This is a genomic window from Desulfurivibrio dismutans, from assembly GCF_029210385.1.
In the GTDB taxonomy this organism is placed as follows: Bacteria; Desulfobacterota; Desulfobulbia; order Desulfobulbales; family Desulfurivibrionaceae; genus Desulfurivibrio; species Desulfurivibrio dismutans.
The window spans coordinates 20,324-40,750 of sequence record NZ_JARGDQ010000008.1; the positions used below are offsets into that span (position 1 = coordinate 20,324).

Below are 20,427 nucleotides of genomic sequence, written 5' to 3' on the forward strand. Positions count from 1 at the left end.
CTGGATAGTTACAGTTTTTTAACAATTTAAACAACCACAACGCAATGCGGAGGTTTCAATACCATGAAGAAAACAATGCTCAGCTGTGCCCTGCTGCTTGGCATCTCACCCTTTCTGGTCCAGTGTATAGCCACGGAACAGGATCTTCGTGGCCTGGAAATGCGGACCCGGGTCATGGACAACCGGATCAGCGATCTGGAACGCCTCAATGAAACGGTTCGCGGCCAGGCCACCTCCCAGGCCCGGCTGGGCAATGAACTGGAAACTTTTGGCAACCGTCTGCTGCAGCAGGAAGGACGAATGGACGAAGCCGACCACCGGTTCCAGCTTTTACAGGAATCGTTCCACGATACCCAGCAGGCCACCAGCATGCGGCTGGATAACATCGACATCACCCTGCAGGAGATCAGACGCCGGCTGGACGACCAAGACCAACGTCTGGACGATAGCGATCAGCGCCTGGCGGACTCGCTGGCGGAACTTCAGACCTCGTTGCAGGCCTTGGAGGAAAAACAGGAGAGAAACCGGCGCCAGCTTATGGAGCTTAAGGAGGAGCTGGCCCGGGAGGCGTCCCGGAGGGCCGAAGCGGCCCAAAGAGCTGCCGAACAGGCCCGCAGGGAAACCGAAGAAAGGGCCCGACGGGAAACCGCCCCCCCCCCTACGACCGGTACACCCCGGCAAATGACGCCGGAAAATGTTAAACAGAAAGTGGGCGAAGCGACGGTGATTGCCCCCACCGCCACGGCGACAATGCCTGCCGGACCGGCACCCACCAACGTTGCCGCCCCCGAAGAGGATGATCACTATCGCCAGGGCCTGCGGCAGTTGGAACGCAATAACCACCGTGAGGCCTACACCGCTTTTGCCCGCTACCTGGAAGAAGAGCCCCGGGGGGAACATGCAGCCGACGCCCGCTTCCGGCTGGGAGAAAGCCTCTTTGGCCAACAGGAGTACGAACTGGCCATCCTGGAATACCAGAAGGTCATCGCCGATTTCAGCGGCCATGATCGAGTACCGGCGGCCATGCTCCGCCAGGGAGTGGCCTTCGAGGAACTGCGTGAACCGGCCACCGCCGCCATTATCTATGAGCGCCTGATCGGCGAATTCCCTGACCGCCGGGAAGCCCGACAGGCCAAAGAACGGCTGGATAAAATCAACTGAGCGACAGCTTTATTGCCATGGACCAAAACAGCCAAAGGCCGACGGGACTAGCACCCGCCGGCCTTTGGCTGTTTTGGCTGCCTTGGAGCAATTTATCACTGCCAGCTCACTGCCCGGCAGTATAATGCTCAACCTATACCCAGTTCCTTTTCCTTGTCGGCCACCAGCAGCCGAGTCTTGATCGCCGTATCGGAGATCAGACTCATGGAGTCGATACCGCATTCCACCAGGAAAGTGGCAAACTCGGGGAAATCGCTGGGTGCCTGACCGCAGATGCCGATCTTGCGGCCCCGGCGCTTGGCGGTGTCGATGACCATCTTGATCATGGTTTTCACCGCCTCGTCCCGCTCGTCGTAAATGTGGGCAACCAGGTCGGAGTCACGATCCAGCCCCAGGGTGAGTTGGGTGAGGTCGTTGGAACCGATGGAAAAGCCGTCGAAGACATCGGCAAAGGCATCGGCGGCAATGACGTTGGAGGGGATTTCGCACATGACGTAAACCTCCAGGTCGTTTTCACCCTGCACCAGGCCGAACTCCCGCATTACCTCGATGACCCGGCGACCCTCTTCGGCGGTCCGGCAGAAGGGGACCATCAGCTTGATGTTGGTCAGGCCCATGTCGTTGCGAGCCTTGAGCAGGGCCTTGCACTCCAGTTCAAAGGCCGGTTTGTACTTGGGATCGTAATAACGGGAAGCGCCGCGCCAGCCGATCATGGGATTGGCCTCATGGGGTTCATAGAGGCTACCGCCCACCAGGTTAGCATATTCATTGCTCTTGAAGTCGGAAAGCCGGACAATGACGTCCTTGGGGTAAAAACCGGCGCCGATGCGGCCCACGCCCTCGGCCAGCTTGTCGATGAAGAACTGTTTTTTGTCGCCGGGGTAAGCGGTGGTCCGGGCCTCGATCTCCTTGACGATGGCGGCGACCTTGGGGTCGCTGTCGGCCTTGGCCTTGAGCTCATCGAAATAATAGAGCGCCAGAGGGTGAATGCCGATGTGGGAGTTGATGATGAACTCCTCCCGAGCCAACCCCACTCCGTCGTTGGGGATCTGCCCCTCGACGAAGGCTTTTTCGGGAATACCCACGTTCATCATGATTTTGGTCTTGGTCTGCGGTACCGAAGCCAGATCCAACCGTTCAACCTCAAACTTGAGCAGGCCCTCGTAGATATTGCCGGTCTCTCCTTCGGCAGAGGAGACCGTGACGTCGCTGCCGTTGGGGATCTTTTCGGTGCCGTCACCGGTGCCGATCACACAAGGAATACCCAGTTCGCGGGAAATAATGGCGGCATGACAGGTCCGGCCGCCGCGATTGGTAACGATGGCGGCGGCGATCTTCATGATCGGCTCCCAGTCCGGGTCGGTCATGTCGGTGACCAGCACTTCGCCCTTCTTGAAGTCGTGGATTTCGGCCACGTTCTTGATCACGTTGGCCTTTCCCTGGCCGATCTTGGCGCCCACCGCCTGGCCGGTGGCCAGCAGCTTGCCCTGTTCCTGCATCACGTAGGTTTCAATCTCCTGCTTGTTGGCCTGGGAATGGACAGTCTCGGGCCGGGCCTGGACGATAAACAGCTCGCCGGTACCCACTTCCTTGCCGTCGCCATCCTTGGCCCATTCGATATCCATACCCTTGCCGTAGTGATCCTCAATGATGCAGGCCCAACGGGACAGGGTCAGGATCTCGTCGTCGGTGATCACGTAGGAACCCCGCTCCTCGGGCGTGGTATCGATGTTCTTGACCGTCTCGCCGTTGCCGTTGTCCTCGCAGTAGATCATCTTGATCTCTTTGCTGCCCAGGCGCTTGCCGACAATGGGCCGCTTGCCTTCTTTCAGAGTGGGTTTAAAGACATAGAACTCGTCGGGGTTGACCGCCCCCTGCACCACGTTTTCCCCCAGCCCCCAGGAACCGGTGAGAAAAATCGCGTCCTTGAAGCCGCTTTCGGTGTCGATGGAAAAAATTACCCCGGAGGAGGCGGAATCACTGCGCACCATCTTCTGGACCACGATGGAAAGATACACATCGAACTGACCAAACCCTTTGTCGTGGCGGTAGGAAATAGCCCGATCGGTGAACAGTGAGGCAAAACACTTCTTGCAGGCGGCGATCACGGCATCGGGGCCACTGATATTGAGATAGGTCTCCTGCTGACCGGCAAAGGAGGCATCTGGCAGATCCTCGGCGGTGGCCGAGGATCGCACAGCCACCGCCGCGTTGCGACCGTAATCCTGCTCCATCTTGCGATAAGCTTCGACGATGGCATCATAGAGCTCCTGGGGGAACTCGGCGTTACGAATGATATCCCGCGTCTTTTTGCCCCGCTCCTGGAGGTTGCGCAAATCACTGGTGTCCAGACCAGCCAAGGCATCCTTGATGGCGTCTTCAATACCGGCGGTCTCCAGCAGATAGCGATAAGCATAGGCGGTGATGGCAAAACCGTTGGGCACGCTGACCCCCTTGGACATCAGCTTCTGGTGCATCTCACCCAGGGAAGCGTTTTTACCTCCCACCAGCGGCACATCCTCGATCAGAATGTCATCGAACCATAGAATGAGGGCCTTGTCATGTTTTCCCATCGTGTACTCTCCCATGCTTTTACTGGTTAAATTATCAACAAAAAAGACAAATTGTTGGCTGTTTAAAAACCGCCACCGCCGACACCGCCGACACCGCCGCAGCAACGGTGACGATTCTGACCGGTTGCCTCTGGTTTATAGCTAATCTTCCACCATGGGTCAACCGAATATAACGGGGGCCGGTCAGGGATAAGGGTTATTTTTGCCGACCTTGCAAATAACGCATACCCTGCTGACCGGCCAGGCAAAGAGCATGATTTACCATTCGCAACCGGTTAAAGAGCGATGCCGGCAAGGCTGACATTTTTGACCAAAAAACTGTAAAGAGCGCTGGAGTTTGAGACCAATCAAAGCTAGAATCAAAAGATTCGTCAGCCAGCACAATCAACAACCGCAACCTTGCAATAGAGACGCCATGGAAAACTCAAGCCTGCCTGAAAAGATTTGCCTGACCCACATCGTACCCGGCAACCATGCCGCCAGCGATTACTTTGCCGCTTTGCGGGAACTGCTCAAGCATCGTCAGCAGGAGAACGAACATACGGAAAAGTCCCGCTGGCAACAAGCCATCGACGACATCTACCGGTTATTGGACGACGAGATTCGTACCAACCGGGCCGCACCGATCAAACCGGTCAGTTTCGGCACCTCGGGCTGGCGGGGTCTGCTGGGCAAGGATGTCCATGTCCACTCGGTGCGCCAGGTTACCCAGGCCATCATCAATATTTACCAGCAGGCCGCCGGGGAGCCGAAACTGGCCCGGGCCCTGGGGGTGCAAAACATCGATGAAGCCCGGCGGCGGGGGGTGGTGCTGGGCCACGACAACCGTTTTGGTGGCCCGGTACTGGCGGAAGCGGCGGCCGCACTGCTCAGCGGCAAAGGTTTTACCGTCCATTTCGCCGGTGAAACCACCACCGGTGTTATCTCGGCGGCCGTTCTGGTAACCGGGGCGGCCTTTTCCATCAACCTGACACCCAGCCATAACCCACTGGAATATGGCGGTTTTAAGTACAATGCCGCCGATGCCGGACCGGCGGCGGCCATTATCACCAACCGGATCACCAAGGAAGCCGAAAAAATCATCAGGGCCGGGGAAGAACCCGTCGCCGACCCGGCCCCAAACCTGATCCACCCCCTGGATTCCCTGGCCTGCTGGCAACAACTGGTGCGCGACAACCACCACCGGCACGGGCTGGACTACGATGCCATCCTGGCCGCTTTGAAGCAGCGGGATGATTACGTCCTGGCCATCGATTGTGCGCACGGAGCCAGCCGGGTGCACCTCGACACCCTGCTGGCCGGTCTGCCGGCCCGGCGCCTGCTGCGTTTCCGCGATCAGGCCGACCCCACCTTCAACGGCATTGCCCCCGAACCATCTTCGGAAAACATGGCCATGGTCCGTCAGGCCCTGCAGGACCGACCGGAACCCCTGAAACTGGGGGCCATCATCGATCCCGACGGCGACCGGATCCGTTTCACCGACGGCACCCGGGAGTTCGATATGAACATGTTCGGGGCCATGAGTTATCACTATCTCCATGAACATAAAGGCAAACAAGGTCCGGTGGCGAAAACCGTGGCCAGCAGCAACTTCGCCAACAGCATTGCCGCCGGCCTCGGCGAAGAGGTGTTTGAGCCGCCGGTGGGTTTCAAGGAGTTCAAGCCGGTGATCGGCAAGGCCCTGGTACTTTTCGAGGAATCCGACGGTATTTCGGTGATTGGCCACACCCCGGAAAAGGACGCCTACATTGGGCTGCTGCTGGCCCTGGACATGATGCTGCAGCGACCGGGCGGGCTTTATGACTACCTGCAGGATATCCGATCCCGTTTCGGGGAATTTTTCCCCGGCCGGGGCGGGGTAACGGTGAGCAAGCAGGGAGAGGCGCTGCAGGAGGCCCTGGCCGGGCTGGAACATTACCGCGTCGGCGACAGCCTGCCGGTGGGCGACACCCCCAGGACCATCAAGGAACTGATCACCATTGACGGACGCAAAATGATTTTCGAGGACGAAAGCTGGCTGATGATCCGCCCCTCCGGCACCGAACCCAAGGTGCGTTTCTACGTGGAAGCCCGGACCGAGGCGGATAAAACCCAACTTCTGGCCGCCGCCCATGCCTTACTTAAAGAGATCGGCCTGCTGGAGTAGCCTGACGATGATGAAAAGCAAAATCATGCTGTTGCTGTTGGTTGGTATCATGGCCGCCGGCCCTGGCCCGACGAAGGCCGGGGCCGAGGCCGACGATTGGGCCCAAACGGCGACGGCACTGGAAACCAGCCAGGATTGGCCGGAACTGCTTAAACATGCCTTCCGCTGGACCCGCAATGCCCCCGGTGATTACCGCGCCTGGTTCACCATGGGACGGGCCCAGCAGCAACTGCATCTGCCCGAACAGGCCCTGGGCAGTTACCGCCAGGCCCTGCGCTTAAACGATGAATTGACCGCCGCCTGGTTCCACTTGGGAGTTTTGCTGCGGGAGAAGGGTGAATATGAAGAGGCGGTGGCCGCCAACCACCGGGCTTTGGAGTTGACCCCGGAGTTGACCGTCGCCCGCTACAACCTGGGGGTGTTGTACGAAAAACTGGAACAACCGGACAAGGCCATTGCGTCCTACCGGCAAATTACCGAGCATGATCCGGGGTTTGCGCCGGCCTGGCACAACCTGGGGGCAATCCTGGGCAACCAGGGGCAACTGACCGATGCCATCGCCGCCTTCCAGCAGGCGACTCAACTGAACCCCGATAACCCCCAGGCCTGGCTGAGTCTGGCCACCGCCTATCTTGCCGCCGACCGACGAGAAGAAAGCGAAGAGGCCCTGGCCCGGCTGCAGCGACTTGATCCGGCCATGGCGGCGGAATTTAAACGCCGACATTTTTCGCAATAACCTTCGCAGTAACCCTGACAAAGGCCAGTCGCTGCCATGACCGGCGACCAGCAGATCGCAGACCGCCGATTGCCCGATAACAGCCAGAAAACAATTTCTAATACAACTCGAACAACACCAGACTCAGGGCCATCACCAGCATGCCGGAGAGCAGGCCGATGATCGGGGTGTGGGCATTACCGTAGAGGCGGGCGGAGGGAATAAGCTCGTCAAACGAAATATAAACCATGATCCCGGCCACCATGGCCAGGATCAGCCCCAAACTGCCCTCCCCCAAAAACGGCGCCAGGAGCAGAAACCCCACCACCGCTCCCACGGGCTGAGCCAGGCCGGACAACAGGGAACTGACGAAGCCTTTGGTCCGGCTGCCGCTGCCGTGATAGATCGGCAAAGCCACCGCCACCCCTTCGGGAATATTGTGAATGGCGATGGCGATGGCGATGGGAATCCCCAGGGCGGGATCAAGCAAGGCCACACTGAAGGTGGCAAAACCTTCGGGAAAATTGTGAAGAGCCACCGCCAGGGCGGTAAACAACCCGGTACGTTTCAGGGAGCGGGCCTTGTCGGCATGAAAATCAACCGTGGCGCTGAACTCTGACGCCGCCCGGTACTCGTGAGGGTTAACATCACCGGGAATCAGCAGGTCAACCAGGGCGGCGACGGCAATCCCGGCAAAAAAAGCTCCGGTGGCGATGGCATAACCCCACTGGTCGCCATGGACCAGCGAAAAAGCCGCCACGGACTCGGGCAACAGCTCCACCAGGGAGACGTAGATCATCACCCCGGCGGAAAAACCAAGCCCCAGGGAAAGCCCCACGGTATTGTGAGGGCGAACGAACATGCTCACCACCCCGCCAATGGCGGTGGAAAGACCGGCCAGCAGCGTCAGGCCGAAGGCAAAGAGAATGGCAGAAAACTCAAAGCCGCTCATGTTGCAATAACTCCACCAACGATTAACAGTCCGTTAAAAAAAGCGATCCTTGGCTTTTTTAACCAACGGTTGGCCAAAGAGGGCTTTGGCCAACCTCACGAATTCATTGCCATTTTTCAGTGCCAATGAATTCGGCGGCCCATCCATGGGCCGCTTAACAGCCCGTTTTTCAACGGGCTGTTAAGGGTTTATCTCCAACAGCTCAACCCTGAACACCAGTACCGAGTCGGGGCCGATCACCGGCGGCACACCCTGTTTGCCGTAAGCCAGTTCGGCCGGCAAGACAATTTCCCATTTGTCACCTTCCTGCATCAACTGTAGGGCCTCGGTCCAGCCGGGGATCACGCCGGCCACCGGAAAGACCGCCGGCTCACCCCGTTCCAGCGAGCTGTCGAACACCGTACCATCCACCAGGCGTCCCTCGTAGTGGACCGACACCACATCATCGACCCCGGGGCTGTCACCGGCACCCTCGTCAAACACCCGGTACTGCAAACCGCTGTCGGTGACCACCACATCTTCACGGTCAGCGTTTTCAGCCAGGAACTGCTGCCCACGCCGGACATTTTCCTCGCTCTGGGCGGTGAGTTCCGCCTCCTGACGCCCCAGCATGTCTTCCTGGAAAGCAGTAATCGCCTCATGCATCTGCTGTTCACTGAGCAAGGGCTCCTGCCCGGCCAGGGCATGCTTGATTCCCAGAGCCAGCAGATCAGGATCGATCTCCAGGTCCTGGGCCACAAAATCCTCCCCGATGTTCAGACCGATACTGTAGCTCACCCGCTCATTGACACTATCGAGCGCGGGGTGTTCTTCTTCACGACTGTTGCAGCCGGACAGCACCAGCCCCAAACCCAGACCGACCAGCAGCACACCGCTGCCAAACCTTTTCATCATCACAATTTTCCCCCGTTAGTTGGGTTTTCCCTTGATAAAACTACCGCTGTACAAACAAAAAAACCAGGACCTCGGGCCTGGTTGGTATCTTCACTGCGTTATATAAATATCTTTGTTTAAGATGCCTGTCCACCATAACACGCAAAAAATAATAGAGAAAAGCAAACCCAAAGTTGCCGGCGCCGCCGACTGGGCACGCTTGGTAACTGCTTGTTTTCGCATTCCCGCCCAACTTGCTTGGCGGGTTTTTGCGAGGTTATCAAAGTTCCAGCAGTAACCGTAACAGACTTAAAATACTGGTCGGGACGAGAGGATTTGAACCTCCGACCCCATGCTCCCGAAGCATGTGCTCTACCAGGCTGAGCCACGTCCCGACATCTGTACTAGTTTATTTACCACTGAAAAGAACTAAAAAAACCGGACCGCCGCCGGCAAGGCCGGTAATCCTGATCCAAACGGGCCGAAACGAGCTAAACCACTTTCACGGCTGTACTCGGTCCCGGCAACGGCGCCCATAATGCTCAACTTACCGGGATTATGCAAGTAAAAAATGGGGCACGGACGCCCCGTCACTCCTGGCCTCCGAGAGAGTATCAGGAGTATCAACTGATGACCGGCCCAGGCGAAAAAAATAAGGCCGGCACCCTCGTGGCGAGAGATACCGGCCGATCAGGCTCAAGAATGAACCTGGCAAACAAAAAAAACTACTTCACGGCATCGGACAGTTTGCTGCCGGCCTTGAAGCGAGCAACTTTGCGAGCCTTGATGGTGATCGGTTTGCCGGTCTGGGGATTGCGGCCTTGGCGAGCAGCTCGCTTGGTAACGGAAAAGGTGCCAAAGCCGACCAAGGTAACCTTGTCCCCTTTCTTCAGGGCCTTGGTGATACCGTCCAGGGCACCGGCCAGAGCTTTCTCCGCAGCAGCTTTACTGATGCCACCAGTCTTTGCCATCTGTTCCACCAGTTCACTTTTGTTCATTCCTTCCTCCTCGAGCTTCTAGTTTGGTTTTTTCCCGTGCCAACACGTAATCGCAGGCACAACAAGGCTTTAATAAGACGTCCTGTGATTGTCAATAAAAAAAAGCCCTCTGTCAAACAAAAAAAGAACCCGTCTCCTTCTGTTTTCCAGGCTGGGGGCGCTTTCCCCGCTCGACAACGGTAAAACCAAGGGTCCGGCAACGGGAATCGGTTATGCTGACAATTTCACGTTTGTTCAAACGTTTATAGTCATCGTGGCCCACTTCCAAAAGGCACTTGTGGCCGTAGTGGCGAAAACGACAACCGGCAAAACCCAAATCGGCCAGCATCTTCTCCCCTTCCACTACCACAGCGAGGCGTTCCGGGGTAATGGCCTGACCGGCCATGATCCGGGTCGCCAGACAGGAGGCCGCCGGTTTATGCCAGTTGGCCAACCTTCTTTGTCTGGCCAGTTGCCGCACTTCTTGTTTGCGCAAGCCGATATCGGCCAAGGGGGTTTGCACCTTGAGTTCTTTCAGGGCGCGCAAGCCGGGGCGGTCGTCACTTTGCCGATCATCACTGTTGGTGCCGTCCAGCAACACCGCTCGATCATGCTTACGGGCGTGATCCTGAAAGATGTTGTACAGCCTGACTTTGCAACGATAACAGCGGTCGGGAGGATTGACGACAAACTCCGGCCAGGTGTAAGGATCTATCTCCACCACCGTGGGCCGGCACCCCAAGCCGGCGGCCAGCGCCAGCGCTTTTTCGTACTCACCGGGCGCCTGCAGGGGGGAACGGGCATGCAGCACCAGGGCCTGCTCACCATGTACCGCCAAGGCGGCAGACAGCAGCAGTGAGCTGTCCACGCCGCCGGAAAACGCCACCGCCACACTGGAATATTCCCGCAAGCGGGCGCAGAGTTCGGCAAACCTGTGGCTGGCGCCCTCCCCTTCCGGCATCAATCCACCACCGCCACCACCTTGTGCCCCCCTTCTTCCAGGGCTTCAATGACCTCGTCAAAGTCGCATTTTTCCAGGCGAAAACCGTAAAGTTTCTTGCGCGACGAATGCTGTTCGGAGGAAACACTGATGATTTCTCCGCCATGTTCCTTGATGATCCTGGTTACATCATCCACCCCACCCTTTTTACCGACCAGAACATCGATACGGGTGGAGGCCTGCAGCAGGCCCATTACCGAAATCAGGGCGGAGAGCAAGTCGGTGGCGGTGATGATGCCCACCAGTTTTTTCTTGTCCAGCACCGGCAGCCCCCCGATTTTATAATCATGAATCAGGCGGGCGGCCTTTTCGATGGTGGCGTTGATATTAATGGTTATGATATTGCGGACCATTACTTCATGGACGAAAATATCTCGCTCCATGGAGGGAAAAGCGTAATGCCGGATATCACTTTCGGTGATAAAACCGACCATCTGACCATCCTCCATGACCGGCAGGTGGCGGATGCCATGTTTTTTCATCAGGGTGCCAGCTTCCTGGAGCAGGGCTTCGCGACCGATGGTCACCAGCTTTTTGCGGGCACTCTGCATACAGTGTTTAACCTTCATCAAAACCCATCCACGATGTATTATTACGGCAACAAGCAACTCTTGGCATCTTCACCACTTTTCCGTACTTACCGAGTTTCCCTAAGACTGTCAACCACGACCCGGTCCGATTACGGCTGGAAAACTCTTTTCACCCCGTTAATTTTACTTTAATATGCGCGAGTTTACCGGTATCTTCCACAACAACTTCCCATAATACCGGCGGACCTCCGGCTGACAGCTGCCCGCAGCCTCCATCAACCCGAAAACCAGTGACCAAAATGCCGCAAAAAAAAGACCATCCCAGCCAGGAACAGGCCCTGGGTTCCATTCGCCGACAAATCGACGACATCGACGACCAATTACTTACTCTGCTGCGGCGACGCATTAAGCTGGCCCAGGAAGTGGGCAAAATAAAAAACGTCAACAATCGCGATAAATGGGATCCCAAGCGGGAGCGGGAAATTATCCGGCGGCTGCTGCAGGAAAACGCCGGAGAATTTCCGGAACCGTCCCTGAAAGCTGTTCTCTTTGAGATTATCGCCGCCTGCCGGCTTTCGCAAAAGCCGATTGAAATCGCCTACCTGGGGCCGGAAGCCACTTTCTCCCATCTGGCTGGCATTGTCATGTTCGGCAGCGCCGCCAGTTTTCGACCCATGGAAACCATCGAAGACACCTTCATCGAGGTGGAAAGAGGACGGGTTGAATATGGTGTGGTACCGGTGGAAAACTCCATTGAGGGAGCGGTCACCTCCACCCTGGATTCCTTTACCCGCTCCCAGGTCAAAATCTGCGGGGAGTTGAACCTGCCCATCAGCCATAATCTGATCAACCAGAGCGGTCGCCTGGAAGATGTCAAACTGGTAGCCTCCCACCCCCAACCCCTGGCGCAGTGCCGCCAGTGGCTACAACGCAACCTGCCGGATACCCCGCGCCACAACGCCAGCAGCACCGGCGCGGCGGCGGCCATGGCAGCGGCGGACCCCCAGGTGGGAGCCATCGCCAGCTCCCTGGCGGTTAAAACCTATCAGCTCCAGGTGGCGGTCAAGGGGATTGAAGATTACCGGGGCAACACCACCCGGTTTCTGCTTATCGGCAGCGAGCCGCCCAAGGCCAGCGGCGACGACAAAACCTCCCTGCTGGTGGCCCTGCTTGATCGACCCGGAGCCCTGCACGAAGCCCTGAGCACCCTGGCCGCACACAACATCAACTTGACCCGGATTGAATCCCGTCCCTTCAAGGATGAACCCGGACGCTACCTGTTTTTCATCGACATGCTGGGCCACCTGGACGACCACCAGGTCCGGGAGAGTTGCGAACAACTGCGGCAACTATGCAGCCATTACCAATGGCTGGGATCCTACCCCCGGTCCCGGGAGTAGGCGGCTCGACATGCTGATCCTGGGCCTGGAAACATCATGCGACGACACGGCGGCGGCGGTTCTGCACCTGAAACAGCCGCCCGAGGTTGTTGCCGACGCCGGGGAGCCCGGCCCGAACGTCGAGATCCTGGCCAACCTGGTGCAGTCCCAGGCCGAAGTTCATACCCCTTATGGCGGCGTGGTGCCGGAACTGGCCTCCCGCCGCCACCTGGAGAACATCCACCCGGTGACCGCCACCGCCCTGGCCCGGGCCGGGGTGCAACTCAACCAGATCGATCTGCTGGCCGTCACCCAGGGGCCTGGCCTGGTGGGTTCTTTACTGGTCGGGCTGAACTTTGCCAAAGCCCTGTCCCTGGTCAGCAACATTCCCTGTGTCGGGGTGGACCACATCGCTGGCCACCTGGCCTCAACCTTTTTATCCCACCCCCGGCCATCGTTTCCCTACCTGGCCCTGACGGTTTCCGGCGGCCACTCCAACATCTTTGTGGTTGACGATTCCACCCGTTTCACCCTCCATGGTCGCACCCGGGATGATGCCGCCGGCGAAGCCTTCGACAAGGTAGCCAAATTGCTGAAACTGGGGTATCCCGGTGGCCCGGCCGTCAGCCGGCTGGCCGCCCAGGGTGACCCCCGGGCCTTCGCCTTCCCCAGAGCCCGGCTGGGCGAGAGTTTTGACTTCAGTTTCAGCGGTCTGAAAACGGCGGTGGCCAACCAGGTTCACCGCCAGACCGAGTGGTCGGAGCAGGGACGGGCCGACATCTGCGCCTCTTTCCAGGAAGCGGTGGTGGAGATTCTAGTGGAAAAAACCCTGGCGGCGGCCCGTCATTTCGCCTGCCGCCAGGTGGTGCTCAGCGGCGGGGTGGCGGCCAACCCCCGCCTGCGGCAACAACTGGTGGCCGTCGCCAAACAGGAAGGCGACCTGGAGGTTTTCCTGCCGGAACCAATTTTTTGCACCGACAATGCCGCCATGATCGCCATGGCCGGTTTTTTTAACCGTCACCGGGCCGGCCGCCCCCTGGCAATGGACGTTTACTCCCGCTTCAGCACCGCTGCAGCAAGCGCCGCCTGATTCAACATGGAACCGCAACGCACCGCCCGCTATTACTACCTGAAACTGCTGCGCCTGAAGGGAGATCCTTACAGTCTGGCCCGAGGGGTTACCGTGGGGGTTGGAGTCGGCATCATCCCCATCGTCCCGCTGCAAACCCTGATCATCCTGATTGTCGCGCCCCTCCTGCGAGGCAACAGTATTGCCGGCATTATCTCCGGCCTGCTGGTCAGCAACCCTTTCACCCTGCTGCCGCAGTATTACCTTTCCTGGAAAATCGGCAAACTGATCTACCCGGTGGACGTCACCTGGAGCAGGGTCCAGGAAACCCTGGAATATGCCCTGACCGGCGGCAATTCCGCCACCTTGGGCGAACGCCTGACGGCCTTCGGACATTTGGGCTACGAGTCCATCGCCATTCTGATCCTCGGTGGTCTAATTCTGGCCATCCCGCTGGTCCTGATCGCTTACCCCCTGTCCCTGCAGCTGTTTCTCACCATTCAACGCAAACGGCGCCAAAAACAGATTCTTTCATGAACCAGACTGAAATAAAAAAAATTCTAGAAGAACGCGGACTGGCCCCCAGCAAACAACTGGGACAGAATTTTCTCATCCAGCCGGGCTTGGCCGAGAAAATCATCAACGCAGCCGGAATCACCGCCGACGACCAGGTGATTGAACTGGGGGTCGGCCTCGGCGCCCTGACCCGGCCCCTGGCTGCAGGTGCCGCCAGGGTAATCGGCCTGGAGATTGACTCCGGGATCATCAAATATCACCGGGAGACCCAGGGGCTGCCGGCCAACGTGGAGTTACGCCACCAGGATCTGTTGCACGCCGATTTCACCGCTTTGGCCGAGGAAGTCGGCGGGCGCGTGAAAATAATCGCCAACCTGCCGTATGCCATCACCAATCCCCTGCTCTTCAAGCTGGTGGAGCAGCACCGGGCCGTAAAACAGGCGGTGCTGATGATCCAGAAGGAAGTGGCCCTGCGCCTGACCGCCAAACCTAGCACCAAGGATTACGGGGTGCTTTCGGTGCTGCTGGGGACCTGTGCGACGGTGCAGCGTCTGCTGGAGGTGGGGCCGGCCAATTTTTATCCCCGCCCCAAGGTAGACTCCGTGGTGATCGCCATCAACTTCCATGAGCGGCCGGTCGGCTTGGAAAATATCGACTTGGCGCTGCTGCGCCGGGTGGTGGACAGTGCTTTTGGCCAGCGGCGCAAAACCCTGCTCAACAGCCTCAGCGCCGGCGGCAGCCTCGGCCTGGACCGTAACCGGGCGGCAGCCGTCCTGGCGGCAGCCGGCATCGACCAGCGCCTGCGGGCCGAAAACCTGAGCACCGCGGATTTCCTGCGACTCAGCCAGGCCGTTGCCGCCCAACCGAAGGCGTAACTACCAAGCTCGTTCCGGAAAGTAACTGCTCACCAGGCTCCACAGTCTGCTGATCCCGGCTCAATCCCGGGAGTGGTTGAATGGGCCGCAAACCTTGATTAGCCGCAATGGAACCTTTTGTCTTCCACCACGACTGTAAAACCATCTTCGGCCGCCGGGCGCTGGCGCATTTGGGGTCGGAATGCGCTGCTCGGGGCAACAAGGTACTGCTGCTCTACGGCCGGCGCCATTGTCAGGACTCCGGCCTGTACCGGCGGGTAACCGAAACGCTGACCCGGGCGGGAGTAACCTGGCTGGCACTAGGCGGCATACGACCCAACCCCACCCTGGCCAAGGTCCGGGAGGGCATCAACCTGGCCCGAAAACGCAAGGTGCAAGCGGTGGTGGCGGTGGGGGGCGGCAGTGTCATGGACAGTGCCAAAGCGGTGGCGGCGGGGGCTTGCGTGGACCATGATGTCTGGCTTTTTTTCCGCGGCAAAAAGAGCATCCGTCGGGCGCTGCCGGTGCTTTGCGTGCCCACCGTGGCCGGTTCCGGTTCGGAATGCAATCATGGCATGGTGCTGACCAACGAAGCCGACCGGCAAAAAATCGGTATTGGCAATCGCCACCTGCTGCCGGCGGTGGCCCTGATGGACCCAGAACTGACCTGCAGCGTGAGCTGGTCGCAAACTCTCTACGGTGCCGTGGACACCATCAGCCACCTGCTGGAAATATTCGGCACCGCCAAGCCAAGTCCCCTGCAGGATCGGCTGGCCACCGCGCTGGTCAGCAGCATCATGACAAGCTGTGAAAAACTCCGAATGTACCCCACCGATTACCCCAGCCGGGCCGAACTCTTATGGGCCTCGGCCCTGGCCTTAAACGGGCTCACCAGCGCCGGCCGGGGGCGGGTCGGCATGCCGGCCCATTTACTGGCCCACACCCTGGGCGGGCGCTATGATCTGGCCCATGGGGCACTGCTGTCGGTAACGCTGCCGGCCTGGCTGCGTTTTATCGCCGAGCGTAACCCGCAACGAATCGCCGCCTGGGCTAAAGCTATTTTTACCGACGATTCAACAAGATACTACAGGCACCAGCAAGATGACGAGCGGGCCCGGGCTGCCAGCGGCATCCAGGCCCTGGTCGCCTGGCTGAACAGAATGGGAGCGCCGGCCAGCCTGGGTGACCTGGGGATCGATGCCGGCCCGGCCCAACTGGCAGCCCTGGTCGACCATGCCTTGCCCCAGGCCCGTCTCTGGCGACTGCACTACAGTCAGGCGGATTTACGACAAATGTTGCAAAATTCCGGCAACGCCGCCAAAACGGCAGGCGCGATAAACTAACTTGCAGGTGAGCACCGCGGCCACGAGGTAAGTGACCACGGGGGCCGAACGATGGGGGGCGGCTGAAAGGTTACCCTTATTTTTCGCCAAACTCCCCGGCCGGGCCCTGGTAGTAAACCAGGGTGGCAACCAGAGAACCGATGGCAATCTGGGAGCGCACCCGCACCGGAATCCGGTAACGATCAGGGGTCAGCCAAATTTCCGGATCACCCGCCTTTTCATACAGGCCGACAAAATCCAACCGGGGCCTGACCCGCAGATATTCCTGCCGCCCGATGAGGCTTTGAAAAGTATCACCGCCCGCCACCTCCACCTTGACTTTGTTACGCCGCTCATCGGCAAAGGTGGGGATCATGATGCTCTCCTCCCCCGTCAAGGGCATCACCCGGGTGGCGTAAAAGGCGGAAAACTCGTTGTGCACCGGGCCGTCCACCCGATACTCCCGCACTGAATCAGAGCGGCGCTGATAAACGATGTGGCCCCTCTGCTGATCGTAGACGGTGCTCCTGACCCGGCGTTTTCCCCGCTTGGTCTCGTCGATCCGGTAATGACTGGGCAGACGTGCCGCTCCCGCCACCACCACCCGATAATCATCCTGCACCGGATACACCCGGCCCAGCATACCGACGGTCCGGGCCCGAATGGTAATGGCCAGCAACTCCCCCTGCTTATCGAGCTGCTTGACTTCAAAGGTCAACTCCCCGGCCCGCAGCCCCATCCAGGTTACCTCATAGCGCAAAATTTCCCCGGCGGGGTAAGCGGTGGCCAGCAGTTCCTCGACGGGCTTGGTCATCTTGGCCATCACCGGCTGAGGCAGCAAGCACCCCACCAACCATAACAGCACCAGCACCCTGGCCGAGTAAATACGGTAGAGAAAACGCATCTTAAAAAAACCCTATCATCCTCTTTTGGTTAAAAGGCGGCTGCCCGGCAGCTTAACTCAACCCGCAAACGGCGGCAACGAAAACCCCATAAACCGGTAACAACCTCTGACTCGATCGGAAGAAAACTTGCCGACCTGCATTAATCTTGCTAGGTTGAAAACATCAATCCAGTAAAGGAGACATGTTCAATGGCCTCAGAAACCATCCGCCTGGCAAACGGGACCGAGTACAGCGGCGAAATGCAGGACGACAAACCCCACGGCTGGGGAACCCTGGTGGACGGTTCCGGCAACCGTTACGAGGGGGAGTTCAAACATGGCAATATGGACGGCAAGGGAACCCTGACCCAGGTGGACGGCATGGTTTACCAGGGCGAGTTCAAAGACAATATGTTTCACGGCAAAGGGACTTTGATCCAGCCGGACAACTGCCGCTATGACGGAGAGTTCGCCAATAACCGCTTTCATGGCCTGGGGCGTCTGGTGCAGGCCGACGGCAGCAAATGGGAGGGCGAATTCACCGAGGGGGCTATCAGCGGCCTGGGCACCATTTCCATGCCCGACGGCCAACAGATCCCCGGCCGGTTCAAAGAAGGCCAGTTTCAGCCGATGTGAAATCTGATCGGTAAAACTGACCAGTCAATCAATGGTGACTATGGCCTCCGCCGTCCTCGGAAGTTTCATCCTCAGCGGTTGAGTCCCCGGAACCTTGATTCATCATCGGGCAAGGCCTCTCACCAGCGCCAGTGCCCGCTCCCATCATTGGGCGGCCACTCGTCATGCCTCGGGCTGATCGCCCCGGCCCCATTTGCATGCCCATCCCCTTCCCGGGCAGATCAATCCCTTGTTCCCTCGCTTTAAGATGTTTCTCCGTACGCAGGTCAAACAGTTCCTGGGACAGGGTGGCGGCTTTTTCAGGGTCGGGATTCTGGCCCGCCAACACGGCTTGTAAAGCGGTTTGATGGCTGACGATCTGGCGTCTTAACTCCACGGTTTCGTCGTAAAACTGCTGCCTGGCCTTGAGGGTTTCTTCATCCAGCCCAATACCGACCCCGCCGCCCATGGCCGGACCCGCACCCATCCGGGCTTCGACATTCTGAACCCCGACCACGGCGATGGCGGCAACCAAAGCAAAACCGCAAATAACTTTTTTCATGACTTAACCTCCGGTGTTTTTTATCAAGTGACGGCCAATATTGCCGTTTCCTGAGGCAAGGTATTTCAACAAGCGTGCCAAAGTTTCAATAAACAACATAAAAGATGACTATACAGAAAGATAGCCTGGTCAACCAATTGCCACATTGTGGCCATAAAAAATAAGCCGCCACAAACTGGCTACTTTTTATCCATTTGCCCACGGAGTCGGATATATTTTATCCAGGTAAGCATTCATCGCCCCCGCCCCACCGGCAAACCAACCGTGTAACCAGGAGGGGACAACCATGATGTTATTTTTGGGTGACGAGCGGCACGAATAGTGTATTCGTTTAATCGGTGTATTTGTTCAGTCGCCTGACGGAATCGCCATAACAGCGGCGCCGGGAGAGCAAAATTTCCTGTAAAGCGACTTTTTGCGGCTGCCCCGGCAAGGTAAACTGGCCGCCAAAAAACAAGTGGAACTATTGATGGAAAAACTGCCCGGCAAGAAAATAATTTTTGCTTCGCCCTGGATCCTGATCACCGCCGTGGGGTTGTTGCTGGCCATTGTTCTGGTCTTTGCTGTCAATAATCTGCAACGGGAACAGCGGCTGGCCGAGGAAAACCTGTTCAACCAGGGGCAAGGTATCATCCGTATGCTGGAGGCCGGCACCAGGGCCGCCACCATGCGGATGGGCGGCCAGGATATCGGTCATTTGCAGCAGTTGCTTGAGCAGGTGGCGGCAGAGCCAGAAATTGTTTACATCGCCCTGATAGATCGGGCAGGAAACATCCTGGCCCACAACAATCCCGATCTTCTGGACATATCCCTGCCCTTCTCCCTTCCCCCAATGCCCGACGCCGACGCTCCGGCCGCCGCTTCCCACCGCCTGCGCCACGACTCCGAGCAGGAAGCCCGAGTGTTCGAGGTCAGCGCTTCCTTTGCCCCATTTGCTGGCCGGGGTGGTCGGCACTGGCATGAACGCATGGAACACCGTCCGCGTATGCGCCACCCCGGCGTCGAGCCGGCCAATGAAACGGCCGGCCGGCTGTGGCGGGCCGCCACCGAAGGAGAACTGCTGATTCTGGTGGGACTGGATATGAGTGAGGCGGACAAGGTGCTCAGCCAGAATCGCCGCCACATCTTCTTCATCTCGCTGGCTATGTTACTGGTCGGCGTCGGCGGCTGGCTGGCCCTGTTGGGGGCCCAGGGATACCGCACGGCGGCTGGCACCCTGAACTATATCCAGGCTTTTACCGGCCTGTTGATCTCACGCCTGCCCTTGGGAATCATTGCCGTCGACCGACAGGGCCGGATTGAAACCTGCAACGAGGTGGCGGCCGGGATGTGTGGCGTTACTCCGGCCAAGGTGGTTGGGGCAATGGCGACCAAGGTGCTGCCGGAACTGGTTGCCGGGCACCTGCAGCGCCCGCTGACTGATGTGGAGGTTATCGACCGGGAGATCAGACTTTCGCCCGCCGCAGCCAACGGTGACGATGATCAGCTTACCATCATGCTAAGCGCCGTACCGATTCGGGACCGGGAGCAGCAAATCATCGGCCGGGCGGTGCTGCTCCACGATATCACCAGACTGCAGGCCATGGAAAAGGAGGTGCAACGGCATGAACGCCTGGTGGCTTTGGGAAAAATGGCGGCAGGGGTGGCCCATGAAATCCGCAATCCCTTAAGTTCCATCAAGGGACTGGCCACCCTACTGGGCTCACGGGGTGGCGAAACGCCACAGGAAACTGAAGCTGCCCGTCTGCTGGTCGGTGAGGTGGAAAGGATCAACCGCAGCATCAGTGAACTGCTGGATTTTGCCCGCCCCCAGCCACTGCAGCGCCGGCCGGTAGATTTGAACGAACTGCTGGCCAACTCCCTGCAGCTGGTGACCGCCGATGCCCAAAGCCTGGGGGTGGAACTGAAACTGCACCCACCGGCCGCAGCTGTCCCCCCGGCAATGATTGATGCCGACCGGATCATCCAGGTGCTGCTCAATCTCTACCTCAACAGCCTGCAGGCCATGCCCAAGGGCGGCAGCCTGATGGTTGCCTGGGAAAAACCGGCGGAACAACCGGCGGTCAGGATCAAGGTCAGCGACACCGGCCGGGGTATCGCCCCGGAAATTTTACCGAAAATCACCGACCCTTACTTCACCACCAAACCGGAAGGCTCCGGCCTTGGCCTGGCCCTGGCCCAAAAAATCATCGACGACCACGGCGGCAAAATGGAAATTACCAGCCGGCCCGGTCAGGGCACCACCGTCACCATCACCCTGCCGTAAACGTTCAGCAGTGCCGCCCTTTAAAGCGACAGGT

General features: G+C 58.7%; 18 protein-coding genes and 1 tRNA gene. 10 read left to right on the plus strand and 9 right to left on the minus strand.

Features of this window, described 5'->3' with window-relative positions; all coding sequences use genetic code 11:
* Nucleotides 1–63 precede the first annotated feature (63 nt).
* Nucleotides 64–1,161, plus strand: coding sequence for a tetratricopeptide repeat protein (locus tag P0N66_RS09905; RefSeq protein WP_275804886.1), 1,098 nt, complete (start codon nt 64–66; stop codon nt 1,159–1,161).
* A 128-nt stretch (nt 1,162–1,289) separates the two neighbouring features.
* Here the strand turns inward: P0N66_RS09905 and ppsA are convergent, their stop codons facing one another.
* Nucleotides 1,290–3,734, minus strand: coding sequence for a phosphoenolpyruvate synthase (ppsA, locus tag P0N66_RS09910; protein ID WP_275804887.1), 2,445 nt, complete (start codon nt 3,732–3,734; stop codon nt 1,290–1,292).
* A 415-nt stretch (nt 3,735–4,149) separates the two neighbouring features.
* Between ppsA and P0N66_RS09915 the strand changes: the two genes are divergently transcribed.
* Nucleotides 4,150–5,880, plus strand: a complete 1,731-nt coding sequence (locus P0N66_RS09915) for a phosphohexomutase domain-containing protein (RefSeq protein WP_275804888.1) — start codon at nt 4,150–4,152, stop codon at nt 5,878–5,880.
* Nucleotides 5,881–5,887: 7 nt separating this feature from the next.
* Complete coding sequence (locus P0N66_RS09920) at nt 5,888–6,616, plus strand: tetratricopeptide repeat protein (RefSeq protein WP_275804890.1); 729 nt, start codon at nt 5,888–5,890, stop codon at nt 6,614–6,616.
* A 97-nt stretch (nt 6,617–6,713) separates the two neighbouring features.
* Here the strand turns inward: P0N66_RS09920 and zupT are convergent, their stop codons facing one another.
* The 6 genes from zupT to P0N66_RS09950 form a co-directional block, all read right to left on the minus strand.
* The gene (gene zupT / locus P0N66_RS09925) at nt 6,714–7,547 is read right to left on the minus strand and encodes a zinc transporter ZupT (protein ID WP_275804892.1); all 834 of its coding nucleotides are present in this window, start codon (nt 7,545–7,547) and stop codon (nt 6,714–6,716) included.
* A 180-nt stretch (nt 7,548–7,727) separates the two neighbouring features.
* Nucleotides 7,728–8,441 (minus strand): FKBP-type peptidyl-prolyl cis-trans isomerase, encoded by a 714-nt coding sequence (locus tag P0N66_RS09930; RefSeq protein WP_275804893.1) that lies wholly within the window; start codon nt 8,439–8,441, stop codon nt 7,728–7,730.
* A gap of 297 nt (nt 8,442–8,738) precedes the next feature.
* Nucleotides 8,739–8,815 (minus strand) — tRNA-Pro (locus P0N66_RS09935).
* A 330-nt stretch (nt 8,816–9,145) separates the two neighbouring features.
* A complete protein-coding gene (locus tag P0N66_RS09940) occupies nt 9,146–9,418 on the minus strand; it encodes an HU family DNA-binding protein (RefSeq protein WP_275804895.1) in 273 nt (90 codons plus the stop codon).
* Between the two features lie 112 nt (nt 9,419–9,530).
* Nucleotides 9,531–10,358: an ATP-dependent sacrificial sulfur transferase LarE gene (larE, locus tag P0N66_RS09945; RefSeq protein WP_275804897.1), complete on the minus strand. Its 828-nt coding sequence runs from the start codon at nt 10,356–10,358 to the stop codon at nt 9,531–9,533.
* Nucleotides 10,358–10,966, minus strand: coding sequence for a CBS domain-containing protein (locus P0N66_RS09950; protein ID WP_275804899.1), 609 nt, complete (start codon nt 10,964–10,966; stop codon nt 10,358–10,360). Before P0N66_RS09950 ends, larE begins: the two co-directional genes overlap by 1 nt.
* A gap of 260 nt (nt 10,967–11,226) precedes the next feature.
* Between P0N66_RS09950 and pheA the strand changes: the two genes are divergently transcribed.
* The 5 genes from pheA (at nt 11,227) to P0N66_RS09975 (ending at nt 16,088) form a co-directional block, all read left to right on the plus strand.
* A complete protein-coding gene (gene pheA / locus P0N66_RS09955; RefSeq protein ID WP_275804901.1) occupies nt 11,227–12,327 on the plus strand; it encodes a prephenate dehydratase in 1,101 nt (366 codons plus the stop codon).
* Between the two features lie 10 nt (nt 12,328–12,337).
* A complete protein-coding gene (gene tsaD / locus P0N66_RS09960) occupies nt 12,338–13,396 on the plus strand; it encodes a tRNA (adenosine(37)-N6)-threonylcarbamoyltransferase complex transferase subunit TsaD (protein WP_275804902.1) in 1,059 nt (352 codons plus the stop codon).
* A gap of 6 nt (nt 13,397–13,402) precedes the next feature.
* The gene (locus tag P0N66_RS09965) at nt 13,403–13,912 is read left to right on the plus strand and encodes a DUF2062 domain-containing protein (protein WP_275804903.1); all 510 of its coding nucleotides are present in this window, start codon (nt 13,403–13,405) and stop codon (nt 13,910–13,912) included.
* Nucleotides 13,909–14,766 carry a 16S rRNA (adenine(1518)-N(6)/adenine(1519)-N(6))-dimethyltransferase RsmA gene (rsmA, locus tag P0N66_RS09970; protein ID WP_275804904.1) on the plus strand — a complete coding sequence of 286 codons (858 nt, stop codon included), beginning with the start codon at nt 13,909–13,911 and terminating at the stop codon, nt 14,764–14,766. The genes P0N66_RS09965 and rsmA overlap by 4 nt, the downstream gene beginning before the upstream one ends.
* Before the next feature lie 107 nt (nt 14,767–14,873).
* On the plus strand, nt 14,874–16,088 hold the full coding sequence (locus tag P0N66_RS09975) for an iron-containing alcohol dehydrogenase (RefSeq protein ID WP_275804905.1): 1,215 nt from the start codon (nt 14,874–14,876) through the stop codon (nt 16,086–16,088).
* Between the two features lie 76 nt (nt 16,089–16,164).
* On the opposite strand, the gene P0N66_RS09980 is transcribed toward P0N66_RS09975, so the two are convergent.
* A complete protein-coding gene (locus P0N66_RS09980) occupies nt 16,165–16,971 on the minus strand; it encodes a DUF3108 domain-containing protein (RefSeq protein ID WP_275804906.1) in 807 nt (268 codons plus the stop codon).
* 189 nt (nt 16,972–17,160) lie between these two features.
* On the opposite strand from P0N66_RS09980, the gene P0N66_RS09985 reads away from it, so the two are divergent.
* Nucleotides 17,161–17,586 (plus strand): MORN repeat-containing protein, encoded by a 426-nt coding sequence (locus P0N66_RS09985; protein WP_275804907.1) that lies wholly within the window; start codon nt 17,161–17,163, stop codon nt 17,584–17,586.
* Between the two features lie 28 nt (nt 17,587–17,614).
* On the opposite strand, the gene P0N66_RS09990 is transcribed toward P0N66_RS09985, so the two are convergent.
* Nucleotides 17,615–18,127: a periplasmic heavy metal sensor gene (locus P0N66_RS09990; protein WP_275804908.1), complete on the minus strand. Its 513-nt coding sequence runs from the start codon at nt 18,125–18,127 to the stop codon at nt 17,615–17,617.
* 469 nt (nt 18,128–18,596) lie between these two features.
* Here P0N66_RS09990 and P0N66_RS09995 point away from each other — a divergent pair, with 469 nt between their 5' ends.
* Nucleotides 18,597–20,393, plus strand: a complete 1,797-nt coding sequence (locus P0N66_RS09995) for a two-component system sensor histidine kinase NtrB (protein ID WP_275804910.1) — start codon at nt 18,597–18,599, stop codon at nt 20,391–20,393.
* Nucleotides 20,394–20,427: the final 34 nt, after the last annotated feature.

Coding starts and splice junctions, on each gene's coding strand:
- P0N66_RS09965 (WP_275804903.1), top strand. CDS start 13,403: ATGGAACCGCAACGCACCGCCCGCTATTACTACCTGAAACTGCTGCGC.
- larE (WP_275804897.1), bottom strand. CDS start 10,358: ATGCCGGAAGGGGAGGGCGCCAGCCACAGGTTTGCCGAACTCTGCGCC.
- P0N66_RS09975 (WP_275804905.1), top strand. CDS start 14,874: ATGGAACCTTTTGTCTTCCACCACGACTGTAAAACCATCTTCGGCCGC.
- P0N66_RS09995 (WP_275804910.1), top strand. CDS start 18,597: ATGGAAAAACTGCCCGGCAAGAAAATAATTTTTGCTTCGCCCTGGATC.
- rsmA (WP_275804904.1), top strand. CDS start 13,909: ATGAACCAGACTGAAATAAAAAAAATTCTAGAAGAACGCGGACTGGCC.
- P0N66_RS09905 (WP_275804886.1), top strand. CDS start 64: ATGAAGAAAACAATGCTCAGCTGTGCCCTGCTGCTTGGCATCTCACCC.
- tsaD (WP_275804902.1), top strand. CDS start 12,338: ATGCTGATCCTGGGCCTGGAAACATCATGCGACGACACGGCGGCGGCG.
- P0N66_RS09985 (WP_275804907.1), top strand. CDS start 17,161: ATGGCCTCAGAAACCATCCGCCTGGCAAACGGGACCGAGTACAGCGGC.
- P0N66_RS09990 (WP_275804908.1), bottom strand. CDS start 18,127: ATGAAAAAAGTTATTTGCGGTTTTGCTTTGGTTGCCGCCATCGCCGTG.
- P0N66_RS09930 (WP_275804893.1), bottom strand. CDS start 8,441: ATGATGAAAAGGTTTGGCAGCGGTGTGCTGCTGGTCGGTCTGGGTTTG.
- P0N66_RS09980 (WP_275804906.1), bottom strand. CDS start 16,971: ATGCGTTTTCTCTACCGTATTTACTCGGCCAGGGTGCTGGTGCTGTTA.
- pheA (WP_275804901.1), top strand. CDS start 11,227: ATGCCGCAAAAAAAAGACCATCCCAGCCAGGAACAGGCCCTGGGTTCC.
- P0N66_RS09920 (WP_275804890.1), top strand. CDS start 5,888: ATGATGAAAAGCAAAATCATGCTGTTGCTGTTGGTTGGTATCATGGCC.
- P0N66_RS09940 (WP_275804895.1), bottom strand. CDS start 9,418: ATGAACAAAAGTGAACTGGTGGAACAGATGGCAAAGACTGGTGGCATC.
- ppsA (WP_275804887.1), bottom strand. CDS start 3,734: ATGGGAAAACATGACAAGGCCCTCATTCTATGGTTCGATGACATTCTG.
- P0N66_RS09950 (WP_275804899.1), bottom strand. CDS start 10,966: ATGAAGGTTAAACACTGTATGCAGAGTGCCCGCAAAAAGCTGGTGACC.
- P0N66_RS09915 (WP_275804888.1), top strand. CDS start 4,150: ATGGAAAACTCAAGCCTGCCTGAAAAGATTTGCCTGACCCACATCGTA.
- zupT (WP_275804892.1), bottom strand. CDS start 7,547: ATGAGCGGCTTTGAGTTTTCTGCCATTCTCTTTGCCTTCGGCCTGACG.